Raw genomic sequence first — 14153 nt, forward strand, 5'->3', positions numbered from 1 at the left:
AACGGGCGCGACGTCATCGAAGAAACTGGGGTCGGACGATCCATGAAGTCTTCCTCAGGGGCAAGCCCGCCCGCGGAAGCGGACGGGCTCTCCGGAATGTTTACATGTCGAACCGGGCACCGTTGGTGACGGCATCCCGCATTGCCGCACGCTCGTCATCGGGCAGCGGGGTCAGACCGCGTTCGGCGAGGTAGCCGTCGGGACCAAGCGCCTCATCCGACACATATTCGGCCAGGAAGTCGTTCAGGTTGGGCACGAGCTCGCGGTGCGCGTTCTTGACGTAGAAGAAGAGCGGCCGGGCGACCGGATAGGATCCATCGGCAATGGTGTCGAAATCGGGTGCGACGCCATTGATGCGCACCGTCTTCAGCCGGTCGGCATTCTCGTAAACATAGGAGTAGCCGAAGATGCCGAGCGCATTCCCGTCGGCGGCCAGACGCTGGACGATCAGGTTGTCGTTCTCGCCGGCTTCCACGAACGCGCCATCCTGGCGCATGCGCGAGCAGACCTCGTTCCAGCGGTCGGTGTCAGCCTTTTTCAGCTCCGCCATGCCGGGAAGGCCCGAACAGCCGTCCTGCATGACGAGCTCGACAAAGGCATCGCGCGTGCCGGAGGTGGGCGGCGGGCCGTAGACGAGGATCGGCGTCGCTGGAAGCGAAGGATTGATATCCGACCACAGGCGGTTCGAATTGGCGGCGAACCCGCCCTTGCCGTCCGGCAGTTCCGCAGCAAGCGCGCGGAAGATCTGCTCTTCCGTCAAGTCCCAGTCCGCCTCATTGGCGCGGGAAATGGCGATGGAGAGGCCATCGTAACCGATCTGGGCCTCGGTGATGTCGGTCACGCCGTTGCCGGCGCAAAGTTCAAACTCGGAGCGGGTGATCCGGCGGGAGGCGCCGGTGATGTCCGGATGGTTCTCGCCGACGCCGCCGCAGAAGACCTTGAAGCCGCCGCCGGTGCCGGTCGATTCCAGCACCGGAGCCGGTGCGCCGGTGCGGGCGGCAAATTCCTCCGCCACCGCCTGGGTGTATGGGAAGACGGTGGAGGAACCGACGATGCTGATGCGATCGCGCGCTTCCGCCGCCGTCATGGCGCAGAGAATGGCCGTTCCGGCGACAAGCGAGAGTTGGCCGAGGTTACGTCTGGTCATGGCTTTCGCCTCCTTTGGAGCATTCATCCGGCTGGTCCGGACGCCGGCTTTCTAGCCGCGCTCTGCAAAAGCCCTATGACAATTACGTAACAGTTTGATGTCAGCGCCGGATTTCCGCGGGCAGCAGCACGGTGAAGGTGCTCCCCTCGCCCGGCGTGCTCTCGATCTGCAGCCTGCCGCGGTGGCGGCGGACGATGTGCTTGACAATGGCAAGGCCCAGTCCCGTTCCTCCCTTGTCGCGCGAGCGGCCGGCGTCGACGCGGAAGAAGCGCTCGGTCAGGCGCGGCAGATGTTCCGGCGGAATCCCCTCCCCGCGGTCGCGCACCGCAATGGCGACCGCTCTGCCGACGATGCCGGGAGCGTTGTCGCGCTTGCCCAGCGTGACGGTCACTTCGGTGTCGGGCGCACCGTATTTCACCGCATTTTCAATCAGGTTGTGCAGCACCTGGGTGAGTTCATCCGCGTCGCCAGGGATGCGGCCAACATCCGGCGCGATCTCGAGGCGCAGGGTCTTGCGTTCCTCCTGCGCCTGTTTCTCCAGCGTCTCCGCAGCGTGCCGGGCAAGAGCTGCGATGTCCACCGAACGCGTGGGCCGGACACGCTCGCGCGCCTCGACTTTCGAAAGAGACAGGAGATCTGAGATCAGCCGTTTCATGCGGCTCGCCTCAGCCTCCATCAGACCCAGGAACCGCGCCCGCGCTTCCGGATCGTCGCGCGCCGGACCCTGCAGGGTTTCGACCAGGCCGGCCAGTGCCGTGAGCGGCGAGCGCAGCTCGTGGCTCACATTGGCAACGAAATCGCTGCGGATCTGCTCCGCCTCGCGGATAGCGGAAATGTCGGCGAGGCAGACGGCAACCGCCGCTTCTCCCGGACCATCGCCGTCCAGCCGGGCGACGGCGACCTCGTAGATGGTCTGCGGGGCCGTCCCTACTGTTGCCTCCGTCCGGACGGTGCTGCTGTTTCCCGCCAGCACCTCGTCGATGGCGCGCAGGCATTCCGGATGCCGGACGGCGGCGACGAAGTGCCGTCCTTCGAGACCGCTCCCGAAGCTCTGCTCGGCCGCCGGATTGGCGAACAGGATCCGCCGCTCCGTGTCGAGAACGAAGACGCTCTGGCCGAGGGCTTCAAGAATGGCGCGGGTCTGCGGATGGATCATGAATCGGTCCAAGCTTTCATGCATGAGCGAACTTTAGCCCATTCTGGAGGAAAACCTTAGCGGCGGGTTTCGCAGCCTGAGCCCTTCAGCGATCGCCAGCTCACCGGCCACCCCGAAACCGGGCATCATCCAAAATTCACATGTTATTTATTCGCCGGCAAAATGATTATTACGATTGTCGCCGATAGGATTGATAGCGTTCGTGATCGGAGGGTTCATCACATCATGAATGCGCCAGCATGCAGGTGCTTGCAGGGCGGCGTCGAAGACCTATGCCTCTTGCTTCATCAGGCTGGCGAGCGCCTGGCCGGGCGCAGTCCCGGAATCGCCCAAGTCGAGCACGATGCTCATGTGATTGGCGCCCGGGATGGAATGGAAGGCGGCCTTGACCCCATCGCGCCGCAGGGTCGCCGCCATCGCCTGCCCCTGTTCGTGAAACGGCGCCGTCTCACGTTCCCCTGCCATCAGGATCGCAGGCCCCGATGGCTGGTAGGCGAGCCGCAGCGGCGAGAAACGGTGCACCTCTTCGTCCGTGATGCCGATCTCCGGCTGCAGGAAGGAGCGCTGGAGCGGCGCGAGTTCGTAAATTCCGCTCAGCATTAGAGCTCCCCTGGGCCGCACCGGGCTGTCCGTGTCCAGCAGGAACGCACACAGGTGCCCGCCCGCCGAATGACCCGAGATGGTGAGGTTCTGGGGATCGCCACCGAAAGCTGCCGCCCGTTCCTGAAGCCACGCCGCCGCGGCGCGCACCTGACGCACAACCGTCTCCATGCGCACGGCGGGCATCAGGCTGTAGTTCAGGATGGCCGCGACACCTCCCGCCCCTACCACCGTATCCGCGACAAACGAAAAGTCGCTCTTGTCGAACATCCGCCAGTAGCCGCCGTGGATGAAGAGATGGACGGGCGCCTCCCGCACCTCCCCTTCGGGAAAGAACAGGTCCAGACGTTCAAACTCCCCTGAACCGTAAGGCACATCAAGCTCGGCGCGGCAGCGCGCGCGGGTGGCCGCGCTGCGCTCGCGATAGGCCCCGACATAGACGTCGAAGTCAGGAACGTGGTCGCGGGTGCGAAAGAGGTCCATGGTGGCCCTCAGATCGTCGTAGCCACGTATTTTGCCTCAAGGAATTCGAGAATGCCATGGGCGCCGCCCTCGCGGCCCAATCCGCTCTGCTTGACGCCACCGAAGGGCGCGGCGGCATCCGAGACAAGTCCGCGGTTGAGACCGATCATGCCGGTCTCGATGCGGCGGCCGAGCTGCAGGCCCTTCCTGACATCGGACGTGTAGAGATAGGCGGCAAGGCCGTGCTCGGTATCGTTGGCGAAGGCCACTGCGTCGTCCGGATCACTGAAGCGGTAGACGGGAGCCACCGGGCCAAAGATCTCCTCCTTCGCCATCAATGCATCGCGCGGCACATCGGCAAGCACCGTCGGCGGATAGAAGAAGCCCTTGTTGGCCAGAGGCTTGCCGCCGAGCAGCACCTTCGCGCCGCGATTCACCGCGCCCGTCACCAGCGCGTCGATCTTCTCGACGGCCTTGCGGGTGATCATCGGCCCGCACTGGACACCCTCCTCCAGCCCCGGGCCAACCTTGAGCGCTGCCATGCGCTTGACGAGCCCGTCGACGAAACGATCATGGATGCCATCCTGCACGATGAAACGGTTGGCAGCTGTGCAGGCTTCACCCGCATTGCGCATCTTAGCGATCATCGCACCGTCGAGCGCAGCTTCCACATCGGCGTCATCGAGCACGATGAAGGGCGCATTGCCGCCAAGCTCCATCGAGCAGCTCACGACGGTGCGGGCCGCCTCGGCCAGAAGCGTTCGGCCCACCGCCGTCGAACCGGTAAAGGAGAGCTTGCGCACACGCGGGTCGTCCAGCATCGCGGCGGTCACCGGCCCCGGCCTTGTCGTGGTGATGACATTCACCACGCCATCGGGCACGCCGGCGTCCCGGTAGAGCGAGGCAAGAGCGTAGGCGGTCAGCGGCGTTTCGCTGGCAGGCTTGAGGACGACCGTGCATCCGGCAGCCAGCGCCGGAGCGATCTTGCGGGTCGCCATCGCGGCCGGAAAGTTCCACGGCGTGATGAGCACGCAGATGCCGATCGGCTCATATTCGACGATGATGTGGTTGGTACCGGCGGGGGCGAGCTGATATTCGCCGCGCACGCGCACGCCCTCTTCCGCATACCAGCGGAAGAACTCGGCCGCATAGGCTACCTCGCCTTGCGCATCCGCGAGGCTCTTGCCGTTTTCGAGAGTGATCAGGCGAGCGAGCTCCTCCTGACGCTCCATCATGAGCTGATAGCAGCGCATGAGGATTTCCGAGCGCCTGCGGGGCGAAAGCCCGCGCCATCCGGCAGCCGCCGCATGCGCCGCATCCACCGCCGCGCGGGCGTGCTCGACCGTAGCATCCGGAACTTCCGCCAGCACCTCTTCCGTGGCGGGGTCGACGACGGGAATGCCCTTGCCCGGCACCCACTGCCCTCCGATGAAGAGGCCCGGTGCATAATCCTGGCACGAACGTGGCAGGCCCGTGCCGGTCGAAATCGGCTTGTTCATCCTGTGCTCCTGTCACTCAGTCGACGCTAGCAAGGTCGCCCGCATAGGCCGCCTGAAGAAGACGGTCCATCGAGGCGGCATCAAGCGGACGCGGATTGTTCTTGACGAGACGGTCAACGGTCAGCGCCTGCGTGCCGACCCATTCGAGCCTGTCGCGCGGCAGGCCGAGCTCGGCAAGCGAGACCGGGATACCGATCGTGCGGAAGAGCGTGGCGACGTGCCGGATCGTGCGCTCGCCAAGCTCCGCCTCGCCGGCGCCAGCAAGCCCCATCGCGCGTCCGACCTCAGCGAGCTCTGCGCCATAAACCGATCGATTGTACGCCATGACATAGGGCAGCATGCAGGCCACGCCGAGACCGTGCGCCGTATGGGTCAGCGTACCGATGGGATACTGGATGGCGTGCGCCGCCGCCGTGCCGGCCGTACCGAATGCAAGCCCGGCATAGAGCGCGCCCATCATCACCCTGGTGCGCGCCTCAAGATCCGAGCCATTCCGACACGCCCGCTCGAGGCCGCCATTGATCAGACTGATAGCCTTCAGCGCGAGAAAGTCGGTCATCTCCGTCTTGCCGATGAACACCCGATCAAGCGCGAGGTCGGGCGATGGCTCGCGGCGCACTGCCATGAAGGCCTCGATGGCATGGGTAAGGGCATCGGCACCCGTCACCGCGGTCAAACCGGGGGGACAGGTCACTGTCAGCTCCGGATCACAGATGGCGACCTGCGGAATGAGATGCGGGCTCGAGATGCCCACCTTCATGATCTTGTCCGGATCGGAGAGAACGGCAACGGGCGTGGCCTCCGATCCTGTGCCCGCCGTGGTCGGCATGGCGATCACCGGCAGCACGGGCCCGGGGACATTGAATTCTCCATAGTACTGTTCAGGCGATCCACCGTGCGTCACCAGCAGCGCAACACACTTGGCATAGTCGAGACAACTTCCGCCACCGATGCCGATCACCAGGTCCGGCCTGAACTCGCGCGCCGGCCCTGCCGCCCGCACGCATGAGTCGCGCGGGACGTCGGGCTCGACACCGGCGTCAATCTGCACCTCCAGCCCCGCGCGGCGAAGGTCGTCCACCATTTCGCGGAGGAGCGGATCGCCCGCCAGCCGTGCATCCGTACAAACAAGTGCGCGGTTGCCGAAGCGGCGTGCGACGCGGCCGAGAGATCTGCGCTGCCCGCTACCGAACAGGATTTCGCGAGGCGCCCTGAGCGCGGTGGAGGTGATCATGACGGGTGGCCTTCCTCTTTGGGGGAAAACAGTTTCGTGGCTTCGGGGCCGGTGAGACGCGACCAGAGGACGGGAGCGACGTTGATGCCGTTCGCCAGCGACTCCCGGCGGCGGGACCGGGCACGGTCACCTGGCACAAGGATCCTTCCCGCCCCGTCGCGGACGCGGGCATTGCGAACGCGGTCGAGATAGGCTGCGATCACATCGGCGAGACTCTGGCGGACAGGATCGATCACGATGAACACATCGCCCTTGTTGGCGGGATGACAGTCATCAAGAGTGCCGCGCACATCGGGCGCAAACGCGGAGCCCGCAATGGAGGCGACCAGCAGTTCGAATGCGAGACCGAGCCCATAACCCTTGGCGCCGCCGAAGGGGGCAAGCGAGCCGGCCTTCGCGGCTTCCGCATCCGTGGTTGGCCTGCCTTCCGCATCAAGCGCCCAGCCTTCCTCGAGCGGCTCTCCCCGCAGGGCGTAGTCGTGAACCTTGCCCATGGAGATGACGCTTGTCGCAAGATCGAGCACGAATGGCTCTCCCGGGCGGGCGGGCACCGCGATTGCGATCGGATTGGTGCCCAGCATGGCCTCGGCGCCGCTATGCGGATGGACGAGCGCCTCGGAGCTCGACAGGGCCATGCCGATATATCCGGATTCGGCCACACGCTCCACATAAGGCGCAAGCATTCCGAGGTGGTTTGAGTTGAAGATGCCGGCAACCGCAATGCCGGTTTCCGCCACGCGATCCATCAGGACCCTGATCGCCGCCATCGCAACCACAGGCCCCAGGCCCGCTTCGCCATCCACGTAAAGGTAGGCGCTGCGACGCCAGGCCTGCCGGCCGGTCGCGGAAACATTCACCAGCCCATGGCGAATGCGCGCCAGCAGACGGGGCAGCCGCTGCAGACCGTGCGACGCATGCCCTCTTAGCTCGGCCTCCACCAGCACCTCCGCCTGGAGTCGGGCGTGCTCGTCCGGGACACCTGCCCGTTCAAGCAGGAAGCGCGCCACAGACATTGCCTCATCCGCCGTTATGCGCATTCTGAAAATCCTATACGATATCGGATTGAATATCGTGTAGCATCGTGTTATTGAAATTTCAATAGCAAGAGGCAGACAATGGCTAGACGTGCTCAAATACAAGAAGGCGCACCCAGCGAACCCACTGTCACGACGCCCATTCGGCGCCCTTCGAGCCTGGCCAACGAGGTCTATGAGACGATCTTCGGGCAGCTCATGTCGCTGAAGATTGCGCCAGGCGCCCGCATCACGGTCGACAACCTGGCTCGGGAACTTGGCGTATCCCAGACCCCGGTCCGCGAGGCACTGGGCCGCCTCGAGGGCGAAGGGCTGGTCGTGAAGACGCATCTCATGGGCTACCGAGCGGCGCCACAACTCAACGCCAAGCAGTTCCTTGATCTTTACGAGCTGCGCCTGCTGCTCGAGCCGCATGCTGCCCGCCAGGCAGCAATGCGGATGGACGATGAACACCTCGCCCGCCTCAGCGAGGCTGCTGGCGTCATGGCGCGCCGCAGCAAGAAGGGTGACGAGCGGATACGCTATTCCCAGTTCGCCCGCGAGGACGCGGTTTTTCATGACCTGATCATGGAAATCGCGGGCAATGAGCTGATGCGCTCCACGCTGGCTCACCAGCACGTACACTACCACATCTTCCGCCTGATGTTTCACTCGCGGGTGACGGAAGAGGCGCTTTCCGAGCACGAGGCCATCATCTCGGCTTTCGAGGCACGCGACCCGGATGCCGCGGAGACCGCGATGCGCATCCACATCGAGCGGTCACGTGACCGCCTGCTGCCGGTGTTCGACCAATGATGGAAGCTGCGGTTGAAACAAGAGCGGCGCCTGACCTGGAGACCGCAGAGCTGATGCGGCTGACCGGGGTGGGCAAGAAGTACGGCCCCGTCACGGTTCTGCGTGACGTGAACCTCACCGTGCGTGCCGGCGAGATCCATGCGATCATCGGCGAGAACGGCGCCGGCAAGTCGACGCTCATGCGCGTGATTTCGGGACACATCCAGCCCAGCTTCGGAACGGTCCATTATCTGGACGAAGACGTGGTCTTCCATGGACCGGCAGACGCCGAGAAGCGCGGCATCGTGCTCGTCCACCAGGAAATCCTGCTTGCCGAAGACCTCACGGTTGTCGAGAACCTGTTCCTGGGCCGGGAAGTCACCCGCCATGGGGTGATTGACGACCGGACAATGGAACAGACCGCCATCCGGCAGCTCGCCGCACTGGGCTGCACGGCCCGCCCCTGGCAGATCGTCCGGGAGCTTTCGATTGCCCAGCGGCAGATGGTGCAGATCGCCCGCGCGCTGCTCGAGGAACACCGGATCGTCATATTCGACGAACCCACCGCCGTTCTCACCGCCTCGGAAGTCGACCTGCTGCTCGACACGATCCGCGCACTGAGGGACCGGGGTGTCGCAGTTCTCTACATTTCGCACCGGCTCGACGAGGTCGAGGCGCTGGCCGACCGCATCACCGTGCTGCGCGACGGCAACATGATCGGGACCTACGACGCCGGCACCCTCACGCAGCAGGACATGGCGCGACTGATGGTCGGACGCGAGCTTTCGATGCTCTATCCACACAAGCGCGGCACGAGCGACGCCGAGCCGGTCTTCGAGGTCGAGCACCTCACGGTCCCCGGCTTTGTCCATGACGTGTCCTTTGTTGCCCGGCCCGGCGAGGTGCTGGGTTTCGGCGGCATGATCGGCGCGGGACGGACGGAGATCTTCGAGGGCATTCTCGGGTTGAGGCCGGCAAAGGCGGCAGCCATCCGCGTAAACGGCAAACCGGTCCATATCAGATCGGTCGCCGACGGTTTCGAGGCGGGCATCGGCTATTTGACCGAGGACCGCAAGGGCAAGGGGCTGCTTCTGCGCGAGCGGCTGGCGCCTAACCTCGTGCTCAGCGCGCTGTCCTGGCTCTACAGGAAGATCTACATCGACGAGCGCATAGAGAACGAGCAGCTCGATACGGCCATACGCCGATACGACATCCGCGTCCGATCCAGGAAGCTGGAGGCAGGCCAGCTCTCGGGAGGGAACCAGCAGAAGCTGCTGCTCGCCAAGACGATGCTGCAGGATCCTTCGATCGTCATCATCGACGAGCCGACACGCGGCATCGACATCGGCAACAAGAGCCAGATCTACAGCTTTATCGACGAGCTCGTGCGCCAGGGGAAGGCCTGCATCGTCATATCGTCCGAACTGCAGGAACTGGTGGGCCTGTGTGACCGCGTCCTCGTCATGAAGGACGGAAGGATAACGGCGGAGCTTCGGGATGAGGAGGTCACCGAAGACGCCGTCGTGCTGGCCGCCACGGTCGGTTCCGATGCAGTTGCGTCTAGGGAGGAGAATGCACGTGACCGACACCACCTCTGAACTTGTAAGCAAGGAGTCGGTATTTCAGCGCATCAACTGGGTCGATCTCGGCCCGTTCCTTGCGCTCGCCGTTCTGGTGGTCGTGGGCTACCTGATCAACCCCGACTTCCTGTCGCCCACCAACATCACCAATGTGGTGACGCGTGCCACCTTCATCGGCATCATTGCGGTGGGCGCTACCTTCGTCATCTCGTCAGGGTGTCTCGACCTGTCGGTCGGCTCGATGGCCGCCTTTGCCGCGGGCGTCATGATCCTGTTCATGAACTGGCTGGTGCCCACCTGGGGCGTCAACGCCATCCCTGCCGGCATCGTCTTCGTGCTGTGCGTGGGCGCGCTCTGCGGCCTGGTCAACGGTCTCGTCGTCACTCTGGGCAAGATCGAGCCTTTCATCGTGACGCTGGGCACGATGGGCGTCTATCGTGCCTTTATCACCTTCCTGTCAAACGGCGGCTCGATCCCGATCGACCGATCGCTGCGCGAGCCCTTCCGGCCTCTATACTTCGGCACGGTGATGGGCATTCCGGTTCCGGTCATTGTCTGCGCTGCCGTCGCCATCGTCGGTTCGTTCATTCTGTACAAGACCAAATTCGGCCGCCGCTGCGCTGCAGTCGGCGCCAACGTCGACGTGGCGCGCTTCTCCGGCATCTCGGTCGGCAAGATACGCACGCTGGCGTTTGTCATCCAGGGCATCTGCGTCGCCATCGCGGCCATATGCTACGTGCCGCGCCTTGGTGCCGCGACGCCCACCACCGGCCTGCTGTGGGAGCTGCAGGTCATCACCGCCGTCGTCATCGGCGGCACGGCCCTGCGCGGCGGCAAGGGCCATATCTGGGGCAGCCTGGCCGGCGCGGTGATCCTCGAGTTCATCGCCAACCTGATGGTGCTTTCGGACTTCATCTCCGAGTACCTCGTGGCGGCTGTTCAGGGCGTCATCATCATCGTCGCCATGCTGATCCAGAGGTTCTCCAGGCGGTCGTGACGGAGCCACACGACGGCGCGTCTTTCAACTGGGGCTCATTGATGGGAGGAGTAGTAATGATCAAAAGGACCATGCTCGCTCTGGCAGGTGCGGCGGCGCTTCTCAGCGCCGCGCCGGCACTGGCCCAGGACACCAAGGTAATCGCTGTCTCCATTCCGGCCGCGACGCACGGCTGGACCGGCGGCGTCGTCTATCACGCCGAAGCGGCGGCCAAGGAGATCAAGGCCGCGTTTCCGAACATCGACGTGATCGTCAACACCTCGCCTTCGGCCGTCGCCCAGGTGGGCGTGCTCGAGGACCTCGTGGCCACGCGCAAACCCGATGCGCTCGTGATCCTGCCCTTTACATCCGAAGAGCTGACTGGCCCGGTCCAGTCGGTCAAGGAGGCGGGTACCTTCATCACCGTCGTTGACCGCGGTCTGACCGACGAGTCCATCCAGGATCTGTATGTGGCCGGCGACAACATCGCCGTGGGCGCCACAACGGCCCAGTTCCTGATCGAGGAGCTTGGCAAGGGCGATGTCGTCGTGCTGCGCGGCATTCCGACGGTCATCGACGATGAGCGCATCCAGGGCTTCCAGGATGCGCTCGAGGGCAGCGACATCAAGATCCTCGACATCCAGTACGCCTACTGGAACCGCGACGACGCCTTCAAGGTGATGCAGGACTATCTCGCGAAGTATCCGAAGATCGACGCGGTCTGGGCGAATGACGACGACATGCTGCTTGGCGTGCTCGAGGCCATCCAGCAGGCCGGCCGCACCGACATCAAATTTGCGCTCGGCGCCAATGGCATGAAGGAGATCATCGAGAAGGTGATGGAGGGCGATCCGCTCACCCCGATCTCCACCCCCTACCCGCCGTCGATGATCAAGACCGCGGTCTACCTCACCGCGGCCAACCTCAACGGCCAGGCGCCCATTCGCGGCAAGGTCATCCTCGATGCTCCGCGCATCACCAAGGAGAACGCACAGGAGTTCTACTTCCCGGACTCTCCGTTCTGACCTGACCGCGGCGGGCCCCGGCGGCCCGCCACCCAAGCCATCCAGAGACTCAAGGAGTGATGAACATGCCTGGTAAGAAAATCCTGATGCTCGTAGGCGAGTTCACCGAGGAATACGAGATCTACGTCTTCCAGCAAGCCATGGAAGCCGTGGGTCACACCGTTCACGTGGTCTGCCCGGACAAGAAGGCAGGCGACATCATCGCCACGTCGCTGCACGACTTCGAGGGGCATCAGACCTACACGGAGAAGCTCGGCCACTACTTCCAGCTCAACAAGACCTTCAGCGAGGTGCGTCCAGAAGAATACGATGCCGTCTACTGCGCGGGCGGCCGCGGGCCGGAGTACATCCGTACCGACAAGCGCGTGCAGGCTATCGTGCGGCACTTCCATGAGGCCAAGAAGCCGATTTTCACGATCTGCCATGGCGTGCAGATCCTCATCGCGGTCGATGGCGTCGTACGCGGCAAGCGCGTTGCCGCGCTCGGTGCCTGCGAGCCCGAGGTCATCCTCGCCGGCGGCGAATATGTCGACCTCTCGCCCACCGAGGCGCTGGTCGACGGCAACATGGTCTCGGCCAAGGGCTGGACGGCCCTTGCCGCCTTCATCCGTGAGTGCCTGAACGTGCTGGGGACCAAGATCGTCCACAGCTGAGTAGCCGCCATTCCTCCACTGGGCAACCTTCTCTCGGCTCCCCGACCTCCGTGGCGGGGAGTTTTTTCTGTCCTCGAGCGAGGCGGACCGACGGCAGCTGTCCGCGACTTTTTCACAAGTGACATCAAGGCGAGCCACCCCTCCCGCGATGATCTCGTCGGTCGTCAATCCGCTGGTCATCTCCGGCATCGAGCCGAGGCGCACCGGTAATCGCGGTTCCTCGCTAGCCCCCACCGCCGACACCTTCGAGACCGCCGACAACGCCGTTACCATCGGCACTGCGCAACAATACCAGTACGAGCCCTGTGCGCGGCCATCGGACGGCCCGACCTGCTCACTGACCCGCGCTTTGCGGATCCAGACTCGCGCATGGCGAACGACAGGGAGCTGCAGGAAGAGCTGACAAAGACCTTCAAGACCAAGACGGCGCTCGAGCGGGAGCCATCCTTGCGGAGGCAGGCGTGCCCGCCGGCGCGGTGAGCCCCGTGCGCGAGGTGCTGAAGCTGCCGCAGCTAGAGGCCGCAACCTGATGCTGGAGATGAGGTGCCCAACGATGGCGTCGGACGTACTTCCATTCTGAATGCAGGCTTCCGCTTCGCCCATGACGGGCCGGGCGTTGCCACCCTTCCGCCCCGGCCGGGCGAGCATACCAAGGAAATCCTCGCCGAACCCGGCCTTTCGTCCTGAGGCAACGGGTTCCGCGGTTCTGGACGCTCCCCCAGCCTGCTTGTAACCGCTCTTGGCCGCATTTTCTTGCAGCCGCCAGGCGCCGGCTGGCAGCCGGTGCCCGGCAGTGCTCAAGCCCGCGCCGCAGACGCCACTCATTCATGGGCGGGTCATGCAATGCCTGCACGAATGTCCTTCGCTGCCAAGGGCGTGGTGAACTCCGTCAACGAACAGGGGACGGAGGTCGGAGAAGCACTGGTTGCCTCACCGGACGTCCTCGTGATCTCTTTCACGGGATCGAGCGCGACCGGGAAGCGGATCATGGCGGCCGCCGCCCCACACTGAAGCGCCTGTCGCTTGAACTGGGCGGCAAGGCACCAGCGGTCGTGTTCGCCGATGCAGACCTTGACACGACGGTGCGGGAACTGACACTGGGCGCGCTGACGATGGCAGGCCAGATCTGGCCGCACGCTTCCTTTTTGAGAAAAGTATCGAGCGCGCGTTCACAAGCCGCATCAGGGAGGCCTTCCAGGCGGTGCGTGTCGGGCCGGGCAGCAATGATCGAAGCCAGATGGGTTCGCTCATCGATCTGCAGAACCGCGACCGCGTGGCACGCCTCATCGAGCAGGCTGGCGACGAGGGCGAGCTTGTCCTCAAGGGCGAGCCGCCGGGGGGAGACCTTGCTGCCGGCGCATTCCTCACGCCCACGCTTTTCCGGATCGACAATCTCGACTCGCCGCTCGTGCAGGAGGAGCTGTTCGGGCCGATCGTCTCGATCGAAACGTTCGAGACCGAGAGCGAGGCAGTCGTGAAAGCGAATGCCACGCGCTTTAGCCTGGCGGCAAGCGTCTTCACACAGGACCTTAATCGGGCCATGCGGGTGTCGCGCGCCATCCGCGCTGGAACAGTCTGGCTGAACTGCCACGGCCGCCTGTTCGCCGAGGGCGAGACGGGAGGCTACCGCCACTCCGGGTTGGGAAGGCTGCACGGCGTGGAAGGTCTTCACGATTTTCTTGAAACCAAGCACATGTATCTGGAAGCGGGACAGGTTGGCCCTGGCCTCTAGGGCAGCTCCAGGAATAAGCGAAAGCGCTGTTCCTTCCGGAACTGCGACCAAACAATCACTGAGAGCAATTCAGAGAGTCCGTGAAAATCTGAATTGCTCCAGTCAGCGTCACAAGCAGCAATCCCCGGCGCAGCCCTCGCCACGCCGGGGATTTTGTTGTCCGCATCGCCCAGAACGGGGCGGCGCCACGTCTGTCAGTCGGATCCTGCCTGGATCGGGTTCGGCATCCGCTTCTCGATCGCGTGCTTCAGGAGCGCAGCGGTGCGGTAGAAGCCATGGGC

The 14153-nt window shown here is 64.3% G+C and carries 15 protein-coding genes; 9 read left to right on the plus strand and 6 right to left on the minus strand.

What is annotated here, in order from left to right; translation table 11 throughout:
* Positions 1–100 precede the first annotated feature (100 nt).
* The 6 genes from ABD906_RS11385 to ABD906_RS11410 all read right to left on the minus strand — a co-directional run bounded on the left by ABD906_RS11385 (position 101) and on the right by ABD906_RS11410 (position 7135).
* Entirely contained in the window at positions 101–1147 is a 1047-nt protein-coding gene (locus tag ABD906_RS11385) for a PstS family phosphate ABC transporter substrate-binding protein (RefSeq protein WP_345099522.1), read from the minus strand.
* A 100-nt stretch (positions 1148–1247) separates the two neighbouring features.
* Complete coding sequence (locus ABD906_RS11390; RefSeq protein ID WP_345099523.1) at positions 1248–2303, minus strand: ATP-binding protein; 1056 nt, start codon at positions 2301–2303, stop codon at positions 1248–1250.
* Positions 2304–2573: 270 nt separating this feature from the next.
* Positions 2574–3386, minus strand: a complete 813-nt coding sequence (locus ABD906_RS11395; protein ID WP_345099524.1) for an alpha/beta hydrolase — start codon at positions 3384–3386, stop codon at positions 2574–2576.
* 8 nt (positions 3387–3394) lie between these two features.
* Positions 3395–4864 carry an NAD-dependent succinate-semialdehyde dehydrogenase gene (locus tag ABD906_RS11400; protein WP_345099525.1) on the minus strand — a complete coding sequence of 490 codons (1470 nt, stop codon included), beginning with the start codon at positions 4862–4864 and terminating at the stop codon, positions 3395–3397.
* Between the two features lie 16 nt (positions 4865–4880).
* Entirely contained in the window at positions 4881–6098 is a 1218-nt protein-coding gene (locus ABD906_RS11405) for an iron-containing alcohol dehydrogenase (RefSeq protein ID WP_345099526.1), read from the minus strand.
* Positions 6095–7135 (minus strand): Ldh family oxidoreductase, encoded by a 1041-nt coding sequence (locus tag ABD906_RS11410; RefSeq protein ID WP_345099527.1) that lies wholly within the window; start codon positions 7133–7135, stop codon positions 6095–6097. The genes ABD906_RS11405 and ABD906_RS11410 overlap by 4 nt, the downstream gene beginning before the upstream one ends.
* Before the next feature lie 78 nt (positions 7136–7213).
* On the opposite strand from ABD906_RS11410, the gene ABD906_RS11415 reads away from it, so the two are divergent.
* The 9 genes from ABD906_RS11415 to ABD906_RS11450 all read left to right on the plus strand — a co-directional run bounded on the left by ABD906_RS11415 (position 7214) and on the right by ABD906_RS11450 (position 13872).
* A complete protein-coding gene (locus tag ABD906_RS11415) occupies positions 7214–7927 on the plus strand; it encodes a GntR family transcriptional regulator (protein WP_345099528.1) in 714 nt (237 codons plus the stop codon).
* Positions 7927–9504 (plus strand): sugar ABC transporter ATP-binding protein, encoded by a 1578-nt coding sequence (locus ABD906_RS11420; RefSeq protein WP_378188496.1) that lies wholly within the window; start codon positions 7927–7929, stop codon positions 9502–9504. Before ABD906_RS11415 ends, ABD906_RS11420 begins: the two co-directional genes overlap by 1 nt.
* Positions 9479–10483, plus strand: coding sequence for an ABC transporter permease (locus ABD906_RS11425; RefSeq protein ID WP_378188493.1), 1005 nt, complete (start codon positions 9479–9481; stop codon positions 10481–10483). The genes ABD906_RS11420 and ABD906_RS11425 overlap by 26 nt, the downstream gene beginning before the upstream one ends.
* A gap of 56 nt (positions 10484–10539) precedes the next feature.
* Positions 10540–11487: a substrate-binding domain-containing protein gene (locus ABD906_RS11430; protein ID WP_378188491.1), complete on the plus strand. Its 948-nt coding sequence runs from the start codon at positions 10540–10542 to the stop codon at positions 11485–11487.
* 65 nt (positions 11488–11552) lie between these two features.
* A complete protein-coding gene (locus tag ABD906_RS11435) occupies positions 11553–12140 on the plus strand; it encodes a DJ-1/PfpI family protein (protein ID WP_345099530.1) in 588 nt (195 codons plus the stop codon).
* 303 nt (positions 12141–12443) lie between these two features.
* On the plus strand, positions 12444–12620 hold the full coding sequence (locus ABD906_RS16110) for a CoA transferase (protein ID WP_425549988.1): 177 nt from the start codon (positions 12444–12446) through the stop codon (positions 12618–12620).
* 63 nt (positions 12621–12683) lie between these two features.
* Entirely contained in the window at positions 12684–12827 is a 144-nt protein-coding gene (locus ABD906_RS11440) for a hypothetical protein (RefSeq protein ID WP_345099531.1), read from the plus strand.
* 156 nt (positions 12828–12983) lie between these two features.
* Positions 12984–13151, plus strand: coding sequence for an aldehyde dehydrogenase family protein (locus ABD906_RS11445; protein ID WP_345099532.1), 168 nt, complete (start codon positions 12984–12986; stop codon positions 13149–13151).
* Between the two features lie 115 nt (positions 13152–13266).
* Complete coding sequence (locus ABD906_RS11450) at positions 13267–13872, plus strand: aldehyde dehydrogenase family protein (RefSeq protein ID WP_345099537.1); 606 nt, start codon at positions 13267–13269, stop codon at positions 13870–13872.
* Positions 13873–14153 lie beyond the last annotated feature (281 nt).

This window comes from Chelativorans composti (assembly GCF_039541695.1).
GTDB classification, from domain to species: Bacteria; Pseudomonadota; Alphaproteobacteria; order Rhizobiales; family Rhizobiaceae; genus Chelativorans; species Chelativorans composti.